This is a genomic window from Nostoc sp. DSM 114159 (assembly GCF_053470285.1).
In genome coordinates this window covers 3,799,026-3,818,581 of the sequence record NZ_JBPFEH010000001.1, presented here as the reverse complement: position 1 = coordinate 3,818,581, position 19,556 = coordinate 3,799,026, and the positions used below count along the sequence as shown (strand labels likewise).

Here is a 19,556-nt window from a genome sequence, read left to right as displayed (position 1 = left end):
ATCTAAAATCTAAAACCTAAAATTGTTTGACTGCTTGCGGTATTCTAAATTCTTTATTCTTCAATTATAGGTATTTATATATTCTCTAACTCGATTCTTTCCTGTTCGCTTTGCCTCAAGCATCGCTTGATTTGCCCGATTTAGAAAATCTTTAACCGTAATTCCTGGTTCTGATACAGCTATTCCAAAAGAAGCGGTGATGCTTTCGAGGAGCCGATCGCCGTCCTTCAATTGCATTTGTTCAATATCTACCCTTAATTGTTCTACTCGCTTTCTGAGCGTTTCCAGTGTCATATTAGGCATGACAATCACAAACTCTTCACCACCCCATCTGCAAGCAATGTCAAAGGAGCGAATAGATTTTAACAGTAACTTTGCTAATCCCTGGAGAACAATGTTGGCAGTCACGTGTCCGTAGCGCGAATTGTAAGATTTGAAGTTATCGATATCAAGAAAAATAATACTAAGAGGTTGTCCCGATCGTTCCGCTTCAGCTAATCTTTGTTCCGTTATGGTTTCCATATAGCTTTGATTGAATAGTTGGGTCATCCCATCCCGCAAGTTTTCATAGGTTAGACGTTGTTTGATCGATAGATTATTCAGTGCAATGCCTAATGTTCTAGCAATAATCTCAGAAGTTTGTCGCTCTTCTAGACTGATTTCTTCAAGCGCATCGAGGTGTAAACTGCCAACTACTTCGCCTTGTGCAAACAATGGAATGCACAAATGTGTGCCGCTAACAGGCTGTATTAAGTGACTGCATATTAGTCCTGAATTACGAGGCGATAAAAGATTTAATTTTCCTCTCCGCAAAGCCCAACAATCGGATAGTGAAAATATTTCTTTACTTCTTCTTTCACCTCCCCAAAAACTATTCATCTGAACATAATTTTTAGAATTAGCAATTATATAAATAGAACCACTCATATTCGGAAATAGCTTGGAACACGTTAAAGCAACTACTTGATACACCTCATCTTCAGACTCGCAGGAATAAAGCATCTCCGCCATATCTGAGAGATATATAAGTTCTCGTTTTTTTGCTTCCAATTTCAGTGTCTTTTCTTCTAGCTGCCGATTTAAGTCAGTTAACGATCGCTGTACTTCTATGGATTCTGTAATATCAATACTGATTCCCCCAATCCGGTAAGCACCCGTTGCGTAATCACTAAACGGAAACTTAAACGATAGCCAGTAACACGGCTGATTGTTACTAGATACTTTTACCTCTTCAATTAGCTTCAAAGGACGTAGAGTCTTCAAAACAACTCGATCGTTCTCCATAACCTGCCGCCCCTCTTCTGGATCTGGCAAGAATTCACTATCAGTTTTTCCCAACCATTCTTGTGAATCTACAGAAAATCTAGACTGTATTTCCTGGTTGTAGTAAAGCACTCTAGATTGTTCATCTTTGATATATGCTGCAAATGGCCCCTGATCTAGGAATAGCCGTTGCATCTGCTGGCTACGTTGCAGTTCGCGGGTATCTTCTTGATATCTGGCGATCGCCTCTACAATTTGATAAGCGGTTGGCATTAGGTAGAGTAAAGCAGATAAAGAAATAAATGCCATTACATCAAGCACACCTAAGTGCAGCAGGGACACTGCCATATGTGGCTCGAAGATCGTCAGAAGGTGATGAAATCCGCAAAATAGTACGAATCCACCTGATAAGAAAAAGGCTAGCCAAAACTTAGGAGGGATAGTTGCCTTAGTTTTGGCAAAGAAAACCCCTATGATTATGGGGATACCAAAGTATGAAAATGCAGTAATGCTATGAGCAATTATGCAATTCCAGTAAATAGGTTCCATTGCTGACCTGATATTAAAATTTCATCCGTTTCACTATAATTCTGGGTAGTCTCAAGGTGTAAGTGGATAAAGGATGATTTCAGTGCTTCATACCTAAATTTTATGGTAGCTTTCTGAAAGGTTGCTCATTTCAACCCTTACAAACCTGACTTACCAGGTGAGTGAGTTCGGGTAAAATCAGTTTTTCCATCGCCAGTCGCACAGCATTACTGGAACCAGGAAGCGAGAAAATTAATTTATCTTGATAAACACCAGCAACAGCGCGAGAAGCGATCGCCCGCGAACCAATTTCTTGATAACTTAAAAAACGAAATAACTCACCAAATCCCGGCAAAGTTTTCTCTAGTAACTTCTCAATAGCATCATAGGTGGTATCTCTTGGTGCAATACCTGTACCACCATTAAAAATTACAGCATCCAAATTTGCGCTTTTGCCCAGATTTTCTATCTGCTCTTGAATTTGTGTCGGTTCATCTTTGATAATCGTGTAGGCTCCTACAGCATGGTTAGCACCAAGGAGTAACTGCTGAATTAGCTGGCCACTTTTGTCTGTTTCCAAAGTGCGTGTATCGCTGACAGTAACCACAGCACAAGTTACTAAAACTCCAGGCGAGTCTGGATGGGGTTGTGGCATTATATGTCACTCATGAACTTTTAATAATGAATAATTGGGCATGGTAAATGACGCATTGACAGTTACCAATGCCCGATGCCCGATGCCCTATGCCCTATGCCCTATGCCTCATTTTTACTCAATCCCAGATCGTTTTCTTCAGCATACCGCTCCATGAAGCGCATAAAGCGATCCCATTCTTGGGCAGATTTCATTATGTAAAGTGCTTCTAATTCTTCCGGTTTCCCGTTAATAAATTTAGCTTTAACTTCACGGGTAATTATCTCGCCTTCTTCGTCAATCAAGTACATTCCGGTAATATCTTCGGTAGTACCTTGATCTAAAATTTTCGGATTCGTAAAAATAAAGGTCGCTGTACCACTATCTCCAGTACGCGATCGCGTTAAGCGCACATCTGGAATTACCTCTTCGTCAAGACCTCTAGAAAACTGGATTTTCGCCATGATGAATGAATTTAAACTTTGGTGATGGTTAATTTAATATTCTCTCATCAATTAGAACACCACGGTCTAGAAGCTACTGTGATTCAGTTTTTAGTGTATATACTTAAATTGCTTCTTTTTCAAGTAACAAAGTTACGGGGCCATCGTTTTCAATGATAACTTGCATCATTGCACCAAATTTACCAGTTTCTACCTGCAACCCGCTAGCTCTTAACTTGATAACAAAACGATTATACAAATCTTCTGCCGATTGGGGAGCGGCTGAACGGTCAAAAGAAGGACGGCGACCTTTGCGACAGTCACCATAAAGGGTAAATTGACTGACTACTAACAAATCGCCGCCAATTTCTTGTACAGATTTTTGCCAACGGTCGTCTCCTCCTTCGTCAGGAAACAGCCGCAACTCTAAGCACTTACGCACCATCCAGTCAATTTCAGCATCAGTATCGGTATTGGCTATACCTACGAGCAAATTTAGCCCCCGCCCAATTTTACCGACAATTTCATCATTCACTGTAACTTGAGATGATTTGACTCGCTGGATAACAACGCGCATTTTAATCAGAACATTTATCAACGTTTTGATTTTAGAGCAATATATACAGTAGGGAATAGGGAATAGGGAACAGGGAACATGGAATAGGGAATGGGGAATAAGGTTTCAAGTCTCTTGGTATATGACTTTTTTATGAAATTTTGTACCTCATTTCCCTGAAATCTGCTGTAAAAACAACGAGTGTCTACCACCCGATAAAAATTCTTAATGTTCGATAAAACTTGTGAGTTTCTTGCTGAAACTTTCTGTATTCAGAAAGCGATCGCTATTCTCTCATTTTACTTAAAATTGATGGCGGAGCCATTGAGAATACATTCCCAGGTTCCACCTGGGAACGAGTAGTAAGTTTCTAACTTCTAACTTTTATTTGCCAAACCCTTTACCGCGAGAGGTTGAAGGTAGACAAATGCAGTTTTCGAGTTGACTAATTAAAGTCTCACGATCCAAATTTTGACCAATCAGTACTAACTGGTTTTTCAGTTGGCCTTTCCATTCATCATCATCCAAGGTGAAGCGTTTACCACAAAGGTGGAAAATATGACGCTTCGGGCTTTCATCAAACCACATAATCCCCTTGGCTCGGAAGATATTTGAGGGTAGCTGATTATCTAAGAAATACTGAAACTTCCTAATAGAAAAAGGCTTGTCACTTTGGAAAGAGATGGAAGTAAAACCATCATTTTCTAAATGGTGAGAATGATGGTGATGACCGTGATGGTCATGGTCATGGTCATGGTCATGGTCGTGATGATCGTGACCGCATGTTGAGTGGTCATGGTCATGGTCATGGTCGTGACGATCGTGATGGTCGTGTTCATCCACCACTGTGTCAAAATATTTATCAGACTCAAACAGACCAACACTCAAAATTAAAGGAAGTGGCACTTGCGATCGCGTCGCGCGGATAATTCTTGCTCCTTCCTTGACTTCGTTAATTTTTCTTTCTAACTGGTTCAAAGTGGCTTCATCAACCAAATCTGCCTTGTTCAGCACAATTACATCACCATAAGCAATTTGGCTGTATGCTGCTTCCGAGTTAAATAAATCTAGGCTGTAATTAGCCGCGTCTACCACGGTAATAATTGAATCCAAGCGAGTTAAATCTCGCAATTCTGTGCCGAGAAATGTTAAAGCTACTGGTAGCGGATCTGCCAATCCAGTTGTTTCCACTACTAGATAATCTAGATTTTCTTGGCGTTCTAAAACTTTGTAAACTGCATCTACCAAATCATTATTAATAGTGCAGCAGATACAACCATTATTTAGCTCCACCATGTTCTCACCAGTGGAAACAATTAGCTCGTTGTCGATGCCAATTTCGCCAAATTCATTCACTAGAACAGCGGTTTTTAAACCCTGTTGGTTGTTGAGGATATGATTGAGTAAAGTCGTCTTGCCGCTACCGAGGAAACCCGTAATAATTGTTACTGGCATTCCTTGTTTGGGCGTATCCATTGCCGAAGATTCGGGTGTAACTGCTGATTGCATAGCGCTGTTATCAAATAGTCAAAAAATAGTAATGTAGCGCAGATAGTCCAGAAAACACTAGCATAGGGATGCTGGACTGTCATCCCAGCTGCTTTACTTTATTATTACGTATCTCTCTATTTCAGCATTACTCTGTTATGACCCTAACCCTTTACAATACCCTCACCCGTCGTCAAGAACCGTTTGAAACAGTCGAAACAGGCAAGGTTAAGATGTATTACTGCGGCGTGACGGTATATGACTACTGCCATTTGGGTCATGCTAGAGCTTGCATCGTTTGGGACGTAGTACGCCGATACCTCCAGTTTATCGGCTATGAAGTCCGATATATCCAAAATTTTACTGATATTGATGACAAGATTCTTAATCGAGCCTGTGTTGAACATTCATCAATGGATATGATAGCCGATCGCTTTATCAAAGCATATTTTGAGGATATGGCGCGGTTGGGGATTAAAGAAGCCGATGAGTATCCCCGCGCTACTCACACGATGAATGGCATTCAACGGTTAATTCATGAGTTGGAAAATAAAGGTTTTGCTTACCCATCTGAAGGCGATGTGTATTATGCAGTACGGCAGTTTGCTGAGTATGGCAAGCTTTCTGGACGCAAGTTAGAGGATATGCAAGCTGGGAAAAGCGAGCGCGTCAATGTAGAAGATCCAGAGTACCAGAAAAAGAAAGACCCCTTTGATTTTGCTTTGTGGAAAGCAGCAAGACCAGGAGAGCCAGCTTGGGAATCACCTTGGGGTGCAGGTCGTCCGGGGTGGCATATAGAATGCTCGGCAATGGTGCGCGATCGCTTGGGTGATACCATCGATATTCATGCTGGTGGTGCTGACTTAATTTTTCCTCACCACGAAAATGAAATTGCCCAATCTGAGGCTGTAACAGGAAAACCCTTAGCGCGTTACTGGTTGCATAACGGCATGGTGAAGGTAGATGGTGAAAAAATGTCCAAATCTTTGGGCAACTTTACCACTATTAGAGACTTACTGGATCGAGGAGTTGACCCGATGGCAGTACGGTTGTTCGTGCTGACCGCTCAATATCGCACACCAATTGATTTTACCGACGAAGCGATCGCCGCAGCAACCAATGGCTGGCACACCATTAAAGAAGGTTTACTCTTCGGCCACCAATACGGTGAAAAACTAGGATGGGGAGTGGAGACTACCTCACTACTTCCTGAAACTGTTGAACGCTTTCAAGAAACCGTAAATAACGACTTTAATTTTCCTGGTGGGTTAACAGTGCTGTTTGAATTAGCCAAAGAACTGCGCCGTGAGGGAAATATTCTTGTGCATGAAGGGAAAACCGAAACTTCCCCTGATGAGTTACAGCGTCAATGGCAAACTCTCGTCACTTTAGCTGGAGTCTTGGGTTTAGAAGCCGAGATAGAAGCCGAAACTCAAACAACTAATGGTTTAAGCGATGTAGAAATTGAGGCGAAAATTCAGCAAAGGCAAGAAGCACGTAAAGGCAAAAATTTTGCCGAAAGCGATCGCATTCGTGACGAACTTCAAGCACAAGGTATTACGCTAATTGATAGTCGTGATGGCACGCGCTGGCATCGGAATTAGGGAGAGTGGAGAGTAGGAGTAGGAGGGAAATATCCTCTCCTTTGTACCATTCCCCATGCCCCATGCCCCATTCCCCATTCCCATTCTTTATTCTTTATTCCCCATTCTTTATGTGGTCTGAACTCAAAAAAGCGATCGCTAGTTTCGATATTCCCGCAGATTGGATTGGTATTAGAGCCGTAAAGGAGACTTCTACTACCCGTTCAGTCCGTGACGCCTTACCCCAACTAAACGGCAAATCCTTCACCGTCGGAGCTATGCTGGAAGTTTTGGTGAATGGCTGTCTGGGTTACGCAGCTACTAACTCCCTAGAATTATCTTCCCTGCAAACTGCTGCTCAAACAGCCTATAACCAGGCATTAGCAGCCAGTGAATGGTGGATACATCCCTTCCGTGAAAGTGAGCGCCCTAAAGTCGTTGGTGAATATAAATCTCCCTTTCTTAAGCCATTGGATGCTCTAAGTCCAGGGGAAATCAACGATTTACTGGTTCGTATTTGCCAAACGCTCAAAGTTGACGACAAAATTGTGCAAACCATAGCTAGTGCTAGCACAACTGAGCGAGAATCTTGGTTTATTAGCAGTAACGGCTCAGAAGTCTATCAAAAAATCCTATCTATAGGCACGAATTACGGAGCTACTGCCCAAGATGGAGCGGTTGTACAACAGCGCAGCAACAACGGCTCGCAAGCAAACTGTTACCAAGGCGGACTCGAACTCTTAAAACAAGAAAACTTATGGCATCGGGTGCGGCAAATAGGCGAACAAGCAGTAGAACTATTGACAGCAGAAGAATGCCCAACCACCCGTACCAATTTAGTTTTAGCCCCAGATCAAATGATGCTGCAAATCCATGAAAGTGTTGGGCATCCCCTAGAAATTGACCGAATTTTGGGAGATGAGCGTAACTATGCTGGGGGCAGCTTTGTTAATAAAAGTGATTTTGGCAACCTCGTATATGGTTCGCCGTTGATGAACATTACCTTTGATCCTACCGTGGCTGGTGAATTTTCTAGCTACGGCTTTGATGATACCGGTGCTGTAGCAACGCGGGAGTATTTGGTTAAAGAAGGTGTACTGCAACGGGGTTTAGGCAGTCTGGAAAGTCAAGCAAGAGCAGGTGTAGCAGGAGTTGCCTGTGCCCGTGCTTGCTCATGGAATCGACCAGCGATCGATCGCATGGGTAACTTGAATTTAGAGCCTTTAAACGGCACTTTTGAAGACATTATTGGCGAGATAGAACACGGCGTTTACATGGAATCTAACCGTTCTTGGTCAATTGACGATCGCCGCTACAAATTCCAATTTGGTTGTGAGTACGCTAAATTAATTGAAAACGGTAAACTTACCAAAACCCTTCGTAATCCCAACTATCGCGCCACAACACCAGAGTTTTGGCATAGTTTAATTAAAGTCGGAGATGCCACAAACTGGCAAATGTATGGTACTCCTTATTGTGGCAAAGGAGAACCAAATCAGGCCATTTGGGTAGGACACGGTTCACCTGTTTGTGTATTTGCTAATGTCGAAGTTTTTGGTGGAGGAACTTGAAAAATACAATAGTTATGAGTTGGTAGTTAGGAGTTTTAAATTAAGTAAATAGGCATAATTAACATCAAATAAAATCCTAGCTTGTAGTAAGCGATTCATCCCTCAAAAAAATGATTATCAGGACTAAAGTCCTTACTCCAAACTTTAATTTATTTCCGCCTAGCTACTTCTAAAAATTATTTTAACTCCTAACTCCTAACTCCTAACTCCTAACTTTCTCCCTCTCTTTATTCCCTATTAATTTTTAATATCCATGAAAATTGAAGAATTATCTGCGTTAGAAGTCAGCTTTAATCGACTGATTGAAAGTCTGCTGATCAAAAAAGCAGAAAATGAACAATTCACTGTAAGACTTAGTAGTGAAATAAGTCAATTTACTCGTTTTAATCATGCGAAAGTGCGTCAGACTGGTTGTGTTGCTGATGGTTGGATAGAACTAACTTTGATGCAAAATCAGCGCAATAGTGTTCGGCAGTTTCCTTTTACTGGAAATTGGGAGGTAGACTGGCAGTTAGCATATAGTGCTTTGCAAGAACTACGTGACGAACTTATTCTACTACCTGTCGATCCATATCTAGTTTTGCCATCAGGAAATAATCTCAGTAGAGAAATACATTCTGGAAATTTATTGGCGGCTAAGGCAGTAGTCCCGACTGTACTTGAACTAGTTGCTGAATTGGATTTTACAGGGATATATGCAGGGGGAGTGATAATTAAAGCTTATGGTGATTCTAGCGGTCAAAAACATTGGTTTGCTACTGATTCTTTTACCTTAGATTATTCTCTATTTTCCTCATCTGGACAAGCAGTTAAGGGCACATTTGCCGGGAGTAATTGGGATGAATCTAAATATATAGCCAAAATTAGCGAAGCTAAAAAACAACTAGAATTGCTTGCTCACCCAACAAAAGAACTGCCACGGGGACAATACAAAACTTATTTTGCACCTGCTGCTGTTGCAGATTTATTATTAATGCTTTCTTGGGGAGCGGTAAGCGAAGCTGATATCCAACAAGGAAACAGTGCTTTAGCTGCTTTATCGCGTCAAGAAAAACAACTTTCTCTAAGATTTAGTTTAAAAGAAAATTTTCAGCAGGGATTAGTGCCGCGATTTAATGAATTGGGAGAAATGGCAGCACCGGAGTTACCTGTAATCGAAAAAGGACGTTTGGTAAATACTTTGGTGAATTCTCGCACTGCTAAGGAATATCAAAAAATTGCCAATGGCGCTAATGGTTCAGAGACTTTACGAGCGCCAGAAGTGAGTCCGGGAAATTTAGTATTTGAGCAGATTCTTCCGAGTTTAGATACAGGATTATATGTATCTAATTTGCATTACTTGAATTGGAGCGATCGCCACACTGGTAGAATTACAGGTATGACTCGTTATGCTTGTTTTTGGGTGGAAAATGAAGAAATTATTGCACCCATTGAAAACCTGCGTTTTGATGAAAGTCTCTATCGCTTCTGGGGAGATAAGCTAGTAGATTTGACCAATTTTCAAGAATTCATTCCCGAAGTAGGAACTTATGAAAGTCGCCAGCTAGGAGGTAGTTTAGTTCCCGGTATGCTGGTAAAAGATTTTACTTATACCTTGTAAGTACATCGTACAAAGATGCAGATAAATTATTAGCTTATTTGCCTCTTAGTATGAGATTAACTTAATAATTTTGATTTGATGATTTTAATTTTACTATTTTTGAATATAATGCAAATACTCAAATCATTTAATATTAATTATTATAGTTAATTATCTTCTAACTCAAAACACCAACCTTGTATTTCTATAACTTCTTTAATTTCAGTTTCCAATATTTGAAAAGCAGACAAAGCCCGTAACGCTGAAAAATCATTGATGATTTCTGCTAGTCTGTGAACACATCCATTAAGCTTATCCGACGAGAATTGCTTGAGCCGCCGACCTGTTAACCCACTAGCTTTACATAGAAGTTCATGAAGAATATCTTTAGGATCAGGTAATTGTTCAAGTTTATGAATATTTGGCAATTCTAATGGCTCACGCCCACGAGGATTACCCGCAGCTTTCCGTAGAGCAGCTTCGTCAAATAAAAGCCATGCTTCTTGCATACGTACAGGAATAACACAAACATGAGGTGGTACTATCAGTGATTGTTTAACTACTTCTACTGCTTCTTGAATTTCAACCACACGATTTTCGCGTGGTTCTTTTTCTGCATCTCGGTGAATAAATAAAAGATCGCAAGGATAGAGTTCTACGCTCTTGATGATACGTGGCGATAACTTTTTAGGTGGTTTAGGTAAGCGTCGCAGATCAGCCCAATTAGATTGAATAGCACACTCAACCTGATTTACCCGTAATAACCAATTGAGAATAGGCATCAGTGCTTTGTCTGAGCTACCGTCAGACAGAAAGGTGTAGCAAAGTTCTTTCATGTCAATTGAGTAGGGAAACCAGGAATTAGTGGTTGAAGATCATTTCTATCTATAACTCGGCGTTTTGGGATTGGTATTAGTTTTGATTTTTGGGAGCTTTTTATCTTTCCATTGCTATCAGGCTCTAATTTCTCAATTACTACCGGATTTAGATAGGCAAGAAGTTTCCCTTTAGGAACAAGTGTTGTTCCTAAAGGCTCTTGCTCTCGCCAAGTATCAGGAAGACAACCAAAAGAAACACGTTTAAACCGTTTTTCCAAAACTACTGTTTCCTTTAATTCAGCAACTAACAAGCTTTCATCAGGTACTTGCATCACTACAGATGGTGAGTGAGTGTTAATAATCACTTGGCGGAGTGGGTTATCTATACCAATAGCTTCATTAACATCAGTGGCGATATCTTGAAGCAATTTCAGTATTTTGGGAATACGCTCAGGATGAATGCCGTTTTCTGGTTCCTCTAAACACAAAAGACCTTGTGCTTGTGAGTCCAATTCCAAAACTGCCAAAGCCAAAAATCGTAGGGTTCCATCTGATAACGCCCTCGCTGGATGTGAAGTACCATCTCTACCAATCACCATTAATGTGAGAAGTTCCCTACGTTCATCTCGATCAATTCCTACTTCACCCACATCATCAATTAGTTCTGCTAAAAGATTAGCAACTTGGCTGTAAACTTGTGCTTCGGCCTCATCCTCAGAAACTCCATCTAGAGAATAATTTTTATTTAACCTTGCTAAGTGATAGAGTGTTGCAGCCAAGTGAGAACCATCCATGTCTAATTTTGTAGGCGCTGTAAATTCGTCTGGTTGACGTAGTGCTGAAGGTTCTAATTGAAGTAATCGCCAAGATTGCATTTCTCTTCGCGCTAGTAAGGCTGTTGGACTTTCAGCAGCATTAGCAACAGAAAGTACTGTTCGAGGAAGATTTGCAGCTAGTCGAGATAGAGGTTTTCCTTTAATACCATCTTGATGTAGCTTAATCACAGTCTTATCTTTATCAGTCTCAGTTGAAATAAATGGTGAAGTTCTTCGTCCCTTAATTGCGGATTTACGCCACTCAACACTGTGAGGAAACAATAAGTTTTTTCTTGCATCACCAAGGTTGATGTGAACTAACTCTTCTTTGATAATTTCCAACGACCCTAAAGACCGTAAACTATCATCTGAACGATAAGCTAGAGTTAGAGAGTAACGAAGAAAAGTAATACTAGCTTTTGCCTGTTGTCCCAAATCATCTACGCCTTCCTCTGGTACTATCATTTCTGCCTCAAAAGACATTTTATCTGTATATTCATGACTAACTCGGTGAAATAGACTACGCACATCCGCTGTTCGACCTTCTTCATCTCGCACAGATAAGGCAGCGTCAATTAGCGTTCGATCGGCGATCGCACTCAAGAACCTAATAGCATCAAATAAGTTAGATTTACCGACCCCATTAGCTCCGGCTACACAAGTAAATGGCCCGAAGCGAACATCGACATCGACGAGGTTCTTAAAACCAGAAACTTTTAACCTAGTTAGCATAATATTCCTCTGTTGGCAGAAAACATTGCAAATGTGCCAAGCAGACGTGGCTCACAAACAGAGTAGACCTTCTTGTTCTAGTTTGACTGTACAATCTGAGAAATTTTGGATTTGGTTGGATAAAACCTGCTTATATAGTGATACCCGCAACTAGCTCAATCAGCTGTTGCGCCTCTAGCAAAGCTTCTTTTCTACAAACGCGATGTGTAAATTGCCTCTCTATGAGAAAAATACATCAAACCGTCTTTCTACAATCCTGTCAGCCCAAACTGGTAAATGCTACGACTACAATTTATCTTTTCTTACCTGGAGGTGAATTGCGCTGAGTGAGGTTATCAATTTGCAATTGTTGCCGGCCGTTAGTGATAACTTGCAACATCTGTTTGAGATCCTGCTCGATATTTCCCAAAATTCCATCGGCATAAGCATCAGCACCATCTTCAATTTCTTGAGCATGAGCGATCGCATTTTGTCGCATCAGCTCTAACTCTTGCTGACAAGCATACCGCTTGCGGTCAATCTCGGCGAGGGTTTCTTGCATTATTCCCTCACACTCTTGTTGCACTTGTCGCCGCAGTCGTTCAGCTTCTTGTTCCGCCTGGTGAATAATATCGCTTTCAGCTAAAATTTGCGCTCTTTTGGCTTGTGCAGCCTCAACAACCTGCTGTCCATACTCTTCCGCTTCTAGCAGAATTTCGTCCTTTTGGTCGAGAACTGCTGCTGCTTCTTGAAAAAGTGATGGTAAAGCCAGCCGAATGTAATCAAGCTGATCTAGCAGCTTTTCTTCATCTATGAGTGTGCGTCCCGTCAGCGGAATTCTGAGACTAGAGAGAACCATTTCCTCTAGGCGGTTGAGTTCCTGCTGAATATCTATGCTTCCCTCTCCACCGAGATATTCTTGAGAGGGGGGATTGCTTCCGTTGAGATTGGGTTCAACATTGGAGATTTCTGATTGTAGCATTGGTATATATCTAGGGCAATGTGTGGGGGAACGAGATGATCGATAGAGCCACCAAACCTTGCAATCTCTTTTACCACACTACTACTTAAAAAACTATACTCATTTGAGGTTGCGAGAAAAACTGTTTCTATTTGGGTAGAAAGAGTTTTATTGGTGTGAGCCATTTGCAGTTCCACTTCAAAATCTGACACAGCCCGTAAACCCCGGATCAAAACTTGTGCTTGTTGCATTTGAGCATAATTGACGGTAAGACCATCAAAGCTGTCTACTTTTACATTAGGTAGATGTTCTGTAGAAAGACGGATTTGATTTAGCCGTTGCTCCACACTAAAAAGTGGCATTTTGTTAGGGTTCCGTAGTACGGCGACAATCACCCGCTCAAACAGCCGACTACCGCGCCCGATGAGATCGAGGTGTCCCAAGGTAATGGGGTCGAAGCTACCAGGATAAATAGCAATCACAATTTTAAATATATCAAAGTTGTTTAGGTGATTATATCGAAACTATTTTGTGTAACTTACTCAAATCTACCATCTTGCGCTCTCAGTAAGGATGGTAAACCCAATTGTTTTAGTGGCACAAGTTATGCTCAACTAAGCGTTAGGAACTAGACTCCTAAATATGAATACTGGATTTTTACCTACGTCCCCACAATATTGTGGAAGATTTAAGTGTAGTTACAGTATTCGAGACACAAGAAACTCCGTACTTAGCAAAGTGCGCGGGTAGTTAACGAACTTTTCTAGGTAATTTTTCATGGCACTGGATTTTCCCACTTTGCCCTTGGCGTTTCAATTTACTTCTCCAGGACCGATTCTGGTGAAAATAGGGCCACTAAGTATTCGTTGGTACGGCTTGTTGATTGCCACAGCAGTTTTAATTGGCGTCATCCTTTCCCAGAATTTGGCAAAGCGCCGCAATGTTAATCCTGAGTTGCTAGGCGATTTGTTCTTTTGGTTGTTGATTGGGGCAATTCCTGGCGCACGGCTATATTACGTTTTTTTTGAGTGGTCAAAATATGCCCCAACTCCAGGAAAAATTTTTGCGATCTGGGAAGGCGGTATTGCCATTCATGGAGCGATTCTTGGTGGCGTTGTGGCTGCGTTAATCTTTGCCAAAATCAAGCAGGTTTCTTTCTGGCAATTGGCAGATTTAGTAGCACCTTCGCTGATTTTAGGGCAAGCGATCGGACGTTGGGGCAATTTTTTTAATTCTGAAGCTTTTGGCGATCCGACTGATTTACCCTGGAAGCTCTATATTCCACCAGACCATCGTCCTTTAGAATATGCTAGTTTCGATTACTTTCATCCCACCTTCCTCTACGAATCTCTATGGGATTTAATGGTGTTTACGCTGCTAATAACGTTATTTTTCCGGTCTTTATCCGGTAAGCCACGTCTGAAGGTAGGCACACTGTTTCTCATTTACTGGCCAGCCTACAGCTTAGGACGCCTATGGATTGAAGGCTTTCGCACTGATAGCTTGATGCTGGGGCCATTACGGATGGCGCAAGTAGTCAGTAGTCTAGGAATTCTATTGGGATTAGTTGGATTAGCTTGGCTTTACTTACTCAAACGCCCTTTACCCGATGTAGTTCCTACTGCTAAGGGAAATGGGGAGAGGGGGGCATGAGAGGGACAAGGGGACAAGGGGACAAGAAGAATAACTATGCCCTATGCCCAATACTTCGGCTTACCTCGGCTCCGCTCGGTACGAGTCGCTCAGTACAAGTGCTCAATTCCCAATGACTAAAAAATAAAAAATGCCCCAGAGTATTCTCTAGGGCTTAACCAGGGTGCATCTACCATTACTCTCTACTAGGGAAAGAGGGTAAATCCGGAAAGATACTGAGAAAATATCAAAAAGATTTTTTGAGGGATTGCCGTGTGTTCTTTTAAAAGTGAATATACAGAAAATGGGAGTGATAAAAAAACACTATATGGTATAGAACCATCTGTGTATATTGTCGGTGCTGGACCTGGAGATCCTGATTTATTAACCGTGAAGGCACAGAAATTACTGGCTGTTGCTGATGTAATTTTATTTGCTGATTCTTTAGTACCCGAACAAATTTTAGAACTTTGCCGAAAAGATGCGGAGATAATTAGGACTGCGAATCAGACTTTAGAAGAAATTTTGGCGATTACTCTCGATAGAGTGCGATCGCAACACAAATCTCTCGTCCGTCTCCATTCTGGCGATCCTAGTCTCTACAGCGCCATCCACGAGCAAATGCACCTCCTAAGAGAGGCAAATATTCCTTTTGAAGTCATACCTGGTATTAGTGCCTTTCAAGCTGCTGCTGCCAAACTCAAAGTAGAACTGACTGTCCCTGGTTTAGTTCAAACCATTATCTTGACACGCATCAGCGGACGTACAGAAGTCCCCATCGCTGAAGAATTAGCCACTCTTGCAGCACATCAGGCTAGCCTCTGCTTGTATTTAAGTGCGCGTCACGTCGAAAATGCCCAAGCTAAACTACTCGAACACTATCCAGCCGAAACCCTAATTGCGATTTGCTTTCGCATCGGCTGGCCTGATGAAAAAATCAAGGTTGTCCCTTTGAATCAAATGGCTGAATGTACTCATCAAGAAAAACTAATTCGCACAACACTTTATATAATTAGTCCAGCCCTCTCGACAACAAAAGGGCGATCGCGTTTATATCATCCCGAACATAGTCACCTATTTCGCTCAGAATAGTCCAAAAAATATAGCAACAGAGATGTCAATACCGAAAAAAGGTACAAGAAAAATAATAATTGATGGAGAACCATTCATCTGGCTAATCCGAAGACAAGCTACTAACTCTCAAGCAGACTATGCTGATGGACATCTCCATGTTGCCGTAGAACACGCTACTGAGCCTGGCTCAGTATTAGTGATTATTACTGATACGCTTCATCCACAAGGGTACAGCCTTATTAATAGCAATCTCGTGCCAATACAACTTCAAGATGCATCAGGAGAGGTTCGGGTTTGGAGAATTGAGCGGAGGTATGAAATAACCGCAGTTACACCAAAAGACGTAGCGTTATGGATAAAACAAGCTATGCAAATAGGATGGTTGCCTAGAAAGTCAGGTATAACCTTTAAGGTTAACGTTATTGGCAGTAGTATGAAAAAAGCTGCAACTAGGGAAAAAATACCCTTAAATTTTTATTAGCAAAAACTTTTAGAATATTAAACTGTACTCTGCTTTTAGATAAGCTTAAGAGTGTAATAAAATCCAAAATTCCAATTTGGTACTATGCCATTAATTAAAGTGCAAACTTCTGCATCTGCTCCTCAAAAAGCTGAAATTGAGTCGATGCTTTTAAACCTATCAGCCAAGTTGGCGAAACATTTGGGAAAACCAGAATCTTATGTAATGACTGCTTTTGAGCCAGAAGTTCCTATGACTTTTGCAGGAAATACAGACCCAGTTTGCTACATTGAAATTAAGAGTATTGGCACGATGAAGCCAGAGCAAACGGCAGCAATGAGTCAAGACTTTTGCCAGCAGATTAACCAAACTCTAGGTGTGCCGAAAAATCGCATTTATATAGAGTTTGCAGACGCTAAAGGGGCAATGTGGGGCTGGAACGGCACAACTTTTGGCTAATTTACCGTCTTCTTTGGTCAAGGCTAACTTTATCTAGCAGGTGTAGGATAGAGATCCTACATCAACTCTTGATTTTTTTATGTCTGCTACGCCTCTTGTATCTCAGGTTGACTTCAACTCAGAAAAATCAGAATTAATCCCTCCCCTTCTAGGTGCTTCTCTGGCAGAGTTAACTACTTGGGTGCAGCAACAAGGACAACCTGCTTACAGAGGAAAGCAGCTGCATGAATGGATCTACGACAAAGGGGTGCGATCGCTAGCTGATATTTCTGTATTTTCCAAGCAATGGCGGCAAGAAGTGGCAGAAGTTCCAATTGGGCGCTCAATTTTACATTACCGCTCTGAGGCTCCCGATGGTACAGTGAAATATCTTTTACGATTAACAGACGGGCAGATTATTGAAACTGTAGGTATCCCCACCTTTGCAGAAAGAGGAGAAGGCCCAAAAGCCCGTTTGACAGTTTGCGTCTCTACTCAGGTGGGTTGCCCAATGGCGTGTGATTTCTGTGCTACTGGTAAGGGAGGCTACAAACGCAACCTAGCACGGCATGAAATTATCGATCAGGTGTTAACTGTGCAAGAAGATTTTCAGCAACGGGTTAGCAATGTGGTGTTTATGGGACTGGGCGAACCGTTGTTGAATACTGAGAATGTTTTAGCAGCTTTGAAATGTCTCAATCAAGATATCGGTATTGGGCAGCGATCGCTTACAGTTTCGACAGTGGGTATTCGCGATCGCATCCGTCAGTTCGCACAAAATAATTTGCAAATCACTTTGGCTGTAAGTCTCCACGCCCCCAATCAAGCACTACGAGAAAAACTCGTCCCTAGCGCCCGTGCCTATCCTCTGGAAGATTTACTGGCTGAATGTCGGGAATATGTGGAAATCACTGGCCGCCGCGTTACTTTTGAATATATTCTCCTGGCTGGTGTTAACGATTTACCAGAACACGCATTGGAACTTTCAAAATGCCTGCGAGGATTCCAAAGTCATGTGAATTTGATTCCTTATAATCCTATCCAAGAAGTAGATTACAAACGCCCTAATCGCGATCGCATTCAAGCATTTGTCAACGTTCTTAAGCAACAAAATACTGCTGTTAGTGTCCGTTATTCCCGTGGTTTAGAAGCCGATGCTGCTTGCGGACAATTGAGAGCAAGTAAAAATTAAACTTGTTGCAGTCTATTCTATGAATGAATATCAAACCGCAGATAAACAGAGATATGTCTTCAGATACATCTCTGTTTATCTATGGCGTAAAACCGCTTGAGATCCCTTTGTTAACTTACCCACCGCAGGTAGATTTACGGTAATCCGGCAAACCATGTAAAAAATTTCAATGTATAATTTAATTAAAATGAATATCTAATGAATATCTAATAAGCAAGAGTTTTATGAAAAATCAAGAGAATGCACTGGATATAACCTTGATTTAGAAAGCTATTCCCAACGCACTAATATTTAGAACACGTCGCCGACTGAAGAATGTTGGCGTAGTCAGCCGTAAGTATCGCGTAAGCCCATAACGCTAAATAAGACATTAGCTTCAGTTAACTATTGCAAGCCCCTATATTGATGTATAGGGAAATTTTGTTGACATTTTAAGGGTTTAGCGATCGCTCAACCTAACTTATAACAATTGAGGAAATAATTGTATGTTGAATCGCTTATCGTTGGTTAAAGTATGGCTACCATTGATTGTGCTTGCCAAAGCTTTATCGATTAATTCTCCTGTTAATGCCCAAATAATTCGGACGAATCCCCAGACGCAAGATTCACTTCAAGAAAGAGTCAGACAACAACAGGATCGGCAAAATCAGCAAACACAAGAACGAATGAATGAAATATGGCTACGACAAAATTTTCAACAGCCACAACAACTACAACAACAACAGACAATACAACAGCAAGAATTTACACGACAACAGCAAGAAATCTTCCGCCAGCAACAATTGAGACTACAACAGGAAGAAACAAGACTACAACAGCAAGACTTTTCACGACAGCAACAACTAAGAATACAACAGCAACAACTTAGACAAGATCAACAAATTAGACAACAGCAACAATTTAGGTTACAAGAACAGATCCGACAGCAACAACTCAGATAACAGAATAATCTGTAAAGTCTTTAAAATTTTTGACAAGTAACTTTATTATTAGAAATTAGAGAAAACATTCTCTAATTTTTAATTTTTATTATCTAGCGCTGTGCATAAATTCCTGGTGCATAAGCCTCAATTACTTTGCCAGTGCGAGTGCAACTAATCATCAAGTAGTCACAACTAGAGCATTGTGTTCGAGTTAATTGACTATCAGTAATATAATAACGTTCTGCTTGGCAGCCGCAATTTGGGCAGTAAATCTTTTGTACTGTCTGCATTTTAAAACCCCTGGTTGTAAGTATTTTTTATTGGAGAGAACTGCCAGTTAAAGTAGCAATAATTTTGGTTTGAACCAACTTAACAAACGACTTTAATATTGGCTAATTATTTTAAACAAAATTTCAGATTTGAAAAAGTTTTCGATATCCTTTTTGATATCTTTGTATATTATCCTATGATTTAAGTGATTTTACCCTCTTACTTTAGATACATAAATTATCTTTAAATTAGATACTGCTTAGAGATTTACTGATCCCTATGACGAATGCCTTGAGAGAGGCTTATTTATAGTCATCTTGGGCAGATGCAAAAAAAAGCCGTTCTTGTATTCAAAAATTAAACTACAGAAAATACTGTATATTTAGTAACAAAATATTTATCTTAAGGATTAGTTAATATTTGCTAGCAAGATTAGACCTCTTGCATAAGTCGAATAGACCCCCCTTAATCCCCCCGATATATTGGCGGAAACTTAAAATCTTGCCCCCTCCCCAATACATACGGGGAGGGTTGGAGAGGGGTGATTCAAGGATTTTTGCAAGAGGTCTATTTATGAGGTGAAATTCTGGTATGAAAATTTAATCAAAATTACCATA

General features: G+C 41.0%; 19 protein-coding genes. 9 read left to right on the top strand and 10 right to left on the bottom strand.

Annotated features, from left to right (window positions below; genetic code table 11):
* Positions 1 to 60: 60 nt before the first annotated feature.
* From ACR5KR_RS15780 to ACR5KR_RS15760, 5 genes are all read right to left on the bottom strand, one after another.
* Positions 61 to 1,812, bottom strand: a complete 1,752-nt coding sequence (locus ACR5KR_RS15780; protein ID WP_448267156.1) for a diguanylate cyclase — start codon at positions 1,810 to 1,812, stop codon at positions 61 to 63.
* 130 nt (positions 1,813 to 1,942) lie between these two features.
* Positions 1,943 to 2,446, bottom strand: coding sequence for a MogA/MoaB family molybdenum cofactor biosynthesis protein (locus ACR5KR_RS15775; protein WP_445631535.1), 504 nt, complete (start codon positions 2,444 to 2,446; stop codon positions 1,943 to 1,945).
* 101 nt (positions 2,447 to 2,547) lie between these two features.
* Positions 2,548 to 2,889, bottom strand: a complete 342-nt coding sequence (gene psb28 / locus ACR5KR_RS15770; protein ID WP_445631536.1) for a photosystem II reaction center protein Psb28 — start codon at positions 2,887 to 2,889, stop codon at positions 2,548 to 2,550.
* A 103-nt stretch (positions 2,890 to 2,992) separates the two neighbouring features.
* Positions 2,993 to 3,445, bottom strand: a complete 453-nt coding sequence (gene dtd, locus ACR5KR_RS15765) for a D-aminoacyl-tRNA deacylase (protein WP_445631537.1) — start codon at positions 3,443 to 3,445, stop codon at positions 2,993 to 2,995.
* A 363-nt stretch (positions 3,446 to 3,808) separates the two neighbouring features.
* Positions 3,809 to 4,933: a CobW family GTP-binding protein gene (locus tag ACR5KR_RS15760; protein ID WP_448267155.1), complete on the bottom strand. Its 1,125-nt coding sequence runs from the start codon at positions 4,931 to 4,933 to the stop codon at positions 3,809 to 3,811.
* Between the two features lie 137 nt (positions 4,934 to 5,070).
* On the opposite strand from ACR5KR_RS15760, the gene cysS reads away from it, so the two are divergent.
* From cysS to ACR5KR_RS15745, 3 genes are all read left to right on the top strand, one after another.
* Positions 5,071 to 6,516 (top strand): cysteine--tRNA ligase, encoded by a 1,446-nt coding sequence (gene cysS, locus ACR5KR_RS15755; RefSeq protein ID WP_448267154.1) that lies wholly within the window; start codon positions 5,071 to 5,073, stop codon positions 6,514 to 6,516.
* A gap of 110 nt (positions 6,517 to 6,626) precedes the next feature.
* Positions 6,627 to 8,066, top strand: coding sequence for a TldD/PmbA family protein (locus ACR5KR_RS15750; RefSeq protein WP_445631540.1), 1,440 nt, complete (start codon positions 6,627 to 6,629; stop codon positions 8,064 to 8,066).
* 253 nt (positions 8,067 to 8,319) lie between these two features.
* On the top strand, positions 8,320 to 9,666 hold the full coding sequence (locus tag ACR5KR_RS15745; RefSeq protein WP_448267153.1) for a TldD/PmbA family protein: 1,347 nt from the start codon (positions 8,320 to 8,322) through the stop codon (positions 9,664 to 9,666).
* Between the two features lie 146 nt (positions 9,667 to 9,812).
* On the opposite strand, the gene ACR5KR_RS15740 is transcribed toward ACR5KR_RS15745, so the two are convergent.
* From ACR5KR_RS15740 to coaD, 4 genes are all read right to left on the bottom strand, one after another.
* A complete protein-coding gene (locus tag ACR5KR_RS15740) occupies positions 9,813 to 10,427 on the bottom strand; it encodes a hypothetical protein (RefSeq protein ID WP_448267152.1) in 615 nt (204 codons plus the stop codon).
* A gap of 50 nt (positions 10,428 to 10,477) precedes the next feature.
* Positions 10,478 to 12,010, bottom strand: a complete 1,533-nt coding sequence (locus ACR5KR_RS15735; protein ID WP_448267151.1) for an AAA family ATPase — start codon at positions 12,008 to 12,010, stop codon at positions 10,478 to 10,480.
* A 292-nt stretch (positions 12,011 to 12,302) separates the two neighbouring features.
* Positions 12,303 to 12,971 (bottom strand): DivIVA domain-containing protein, encoded by a 669-nt coding sequence (locus ACR5KR_RS15730; protein WP_322696300.1) that lies wholly within the window; start codon positions 12,969 to 12,971, stop codon positions 12,303 to 12,305.
* Complete coding sequence (gene coaD / locus ACR5KR_RS15725) at positions 12,881 to 13,432, bottom strand: pantetheine-phosphate adenylyltransferase (protein WP_445631546.1); 552 nt, start codon at positions 13,430 to 13,432, stop codon at positions 12,881 to 12,883. The genes ACR5KR_RS15730 and coaD overlap by 91 nt, the downstream gene beginning before the upstream one ends.
* A gap of 295 nt (positions 13,433 to 13,727) precedes the next feature.
* Between coaD and lgt the strand changes: the two genes are divergently transcribed.
* From lgt to ACR5KR_RS15695, 6 genes are all read left to right on the top strand, one after another.
* Positions 13,728 to 14,603, top strand: a complete 876-nt coding sequence (gene lgt / locus ACR5KR_RS15720) for a prolipoprotein diacylglyceryl transferase (protein ID WP_445631547.1) — start codon at positions 13,728 to 13,730, stop codon at positions 14,601 to 14,603.
* 312 nt (positions 14,604 to 14,915) lie between these two features.
* Entirely contained in the window at positions 14,916 to 15,674 is a 759-nt protein-coding gene (gene cobM, locus ACR5KR_RS15715; RefSeq protein WP_445632105.1) for a precorrin-4 C(11)-methyltransferase, read from the top strand.
* A gap of 22 nt (positions 15,675 to 15,696) precedes the next feature.
* Positions 15,697 to 16,137 (top strand): hypothetical protein, encoded by a 441-nt coding sequence (locus tag ACR5KR_RS15710; protein WP_445631548.1) that lies wholly within the window; start codon positions 15,697 to 15,699, stop codon positions 16,135 to 16,137.
* Positions 16,138 to 16,221: 84 nt separating this feature from the next.
* Entirely contained in the window at positions 16,222 to 16,575 is a 354-nt protein-coding gene (locus ACR5KR_RS15705) for a phenylpyruvate tautomerase MIF-related protein (protein WP_445631549.1), read from the top strand.
* Between the two features lie 79 nt (positions 16,576 to 16,654).
* On the top strand, positions 16,655 to 17,746 hold the full coding sequence (gene rlmN, locus ACR5KR_RS15700) for a 23S rRNA (adenine(2503)-C(2))-methyltransferase RlmN (protein WP_445631550.1): 1,092 nt from the start codon (positions 16,655 to 16,657) through the stop codon (positions 17,744 to 17,746).
* Between the two features lie 485 nt (positions 17,747 to 18,231).
* Positions 18,232 to 18,687: a hypothetical protein gene (locus ACR5KR_RS15695; RefSeq protein WP_445631551.1), complete on the top strand. Its 456-nt coding sequence runs from the start codon at positions 18,232 to 18,234 to the stop codon at positions 18,685 to 18,687.
* Between the two features lie 92 nt (positions 18,688 to 18,779).
* Here ACR5KR_RS15695 and ACR5KR_RS15690 read toward each other — a convergent pair whose 3' ends face one another.
* Positions 18,780 to 18,959 carry a replication restart DNA helicase PriA gene (locus tag ACR5KR_RS15690; protein ID WP_322728673.1) on the bottom strand — a complete coding sequence of 60 codons (180 nt, stop codon included), beginning with the start codon at positions 18,957 to 18,959 and terminating at the stop codon, positions 18,780 to 18,782.
* Between the last annotated feature and the right edge of the window lie 597 nt (positions 18,960 to 19,556).

Bases quoted from the DNA above. Each gene is read 5' to 3' on its own strand.
- psb28 (WP_445631536.1), bottom strand. From the start codon at position 2,889: ATGGCGAAAATCCAGTTTTCTAGAGGTCTTGACGAAGAGGTAATTCCA.
- ACR5KR_RS15745 (WP_448267153.1), top strand. From the start codon at position 8,320: ATGAAAATTGAAGAATTATCTGCGTTAGAAGTCAGCTTTAATCGACTG.
- ACR5KR_RS15780 (WP_448267156.1), bottom strand. From the start codon at position 1,812: ATGGAACCTATTTACTGGAATTGCATAATTGCTCATAGCATTACTGCA.
- ACR5KR_RS15695 (WP_445631551.1), top strand. From the start codon at position 18,232: ATGTTGAATCGCTTATCGTTGGTTAAAGTATGGCTACCATTGATTGTG.
- ACR5KR_RS15710 (WP_445631548.1), top strand. From the start codon at position 15,697: ATGTCAATACCGAAAAAAGGTACAAGAAAAATAATAATTGATGGAGAA.
- ACR5KR_RS15690 (WP_322728673.1), bottom strand. From the start codon at position 18,959: ATGCAGACAGTACAAAAGATTTACTGCCCAAATTGCGGCTGCCAAGCA.
- dtd (WP_445631537.1), bottom strand. From the start codon at position 3,445: ATGCGCGTTGTTATCCAGCGAGTCAAATCATCTCAAGTTACAGTGAAT.
- ACR5KR_RS15775 (WP_445631535.1), bottom strand. From the start codon at position 2,446: ATGCCACAACCCCATCCAGACTCGCCTGGAGTTTTAGTAACTTGTGCT.
- cysS (WP_448267154.1), top strand. From the start codon at position 5,071: ATGACCCTAACCCTTTACAATACCCTCACCCGTCGTCAAGAACCGTTT.
- ACR5KR_RS15735 (WP_448267151.1), bottom strand. From the start codon at position 12,010: ATGCTAACTAGGTTAAAAGTTTCTGGTTTTAAGAACCTCGTCGATGTC.
- lgt (WP_445631547.1), top strand. From the start codon at position 13,728: ATGGCACTGGATTTTCCCACTTTGCCCTTGGCGTTTCAATTTACTTCT.
- ACR5KR_RS15760 (WP_448267155.1), bottom strand. From the start codon at position 4,933: ATGCAATCAGCAGTTACACCCGAATCTTCGGCAATGGATACGCCCAAA.
- ACR5KR_RS15740 (WP_448267152.1), bottom strand. From the start codon at position 10,427: ATGCCTATTCTCAATTGGTTATTACGGGTAAATCAGGTTGAGTGTGCT.
- ACR5KR_RS15730 (WP_322696300.1), bottom strand. From the start codon at position 12,971: ATGCTACAATCAGAAATCTCCAATGTTGAACCCAATCTCAACGGAAGC.
- ACR5KR_RS15750 (WP_445631540.1), top strand. From the start codon at position 6,627: ATGTGGTCTGAACTCAAAAAAGCGATCGCTAGTTTCGATATTCCCGCA.
- ACR5KR_RS15705 (WP_445631549.1), top strand. From the start codon at position 16,222: ATGCCATTAATTAAAGTGCAAACTTCTGCATCTGCTCCTCAAAAAGCT.
- rlmN (WP_445631550.1), top strand. From the start codon at position 16,655: ATGTCTGCTACGCCTCTTGTATCTCAGGTTGACTTCAACTCAGAAAAA.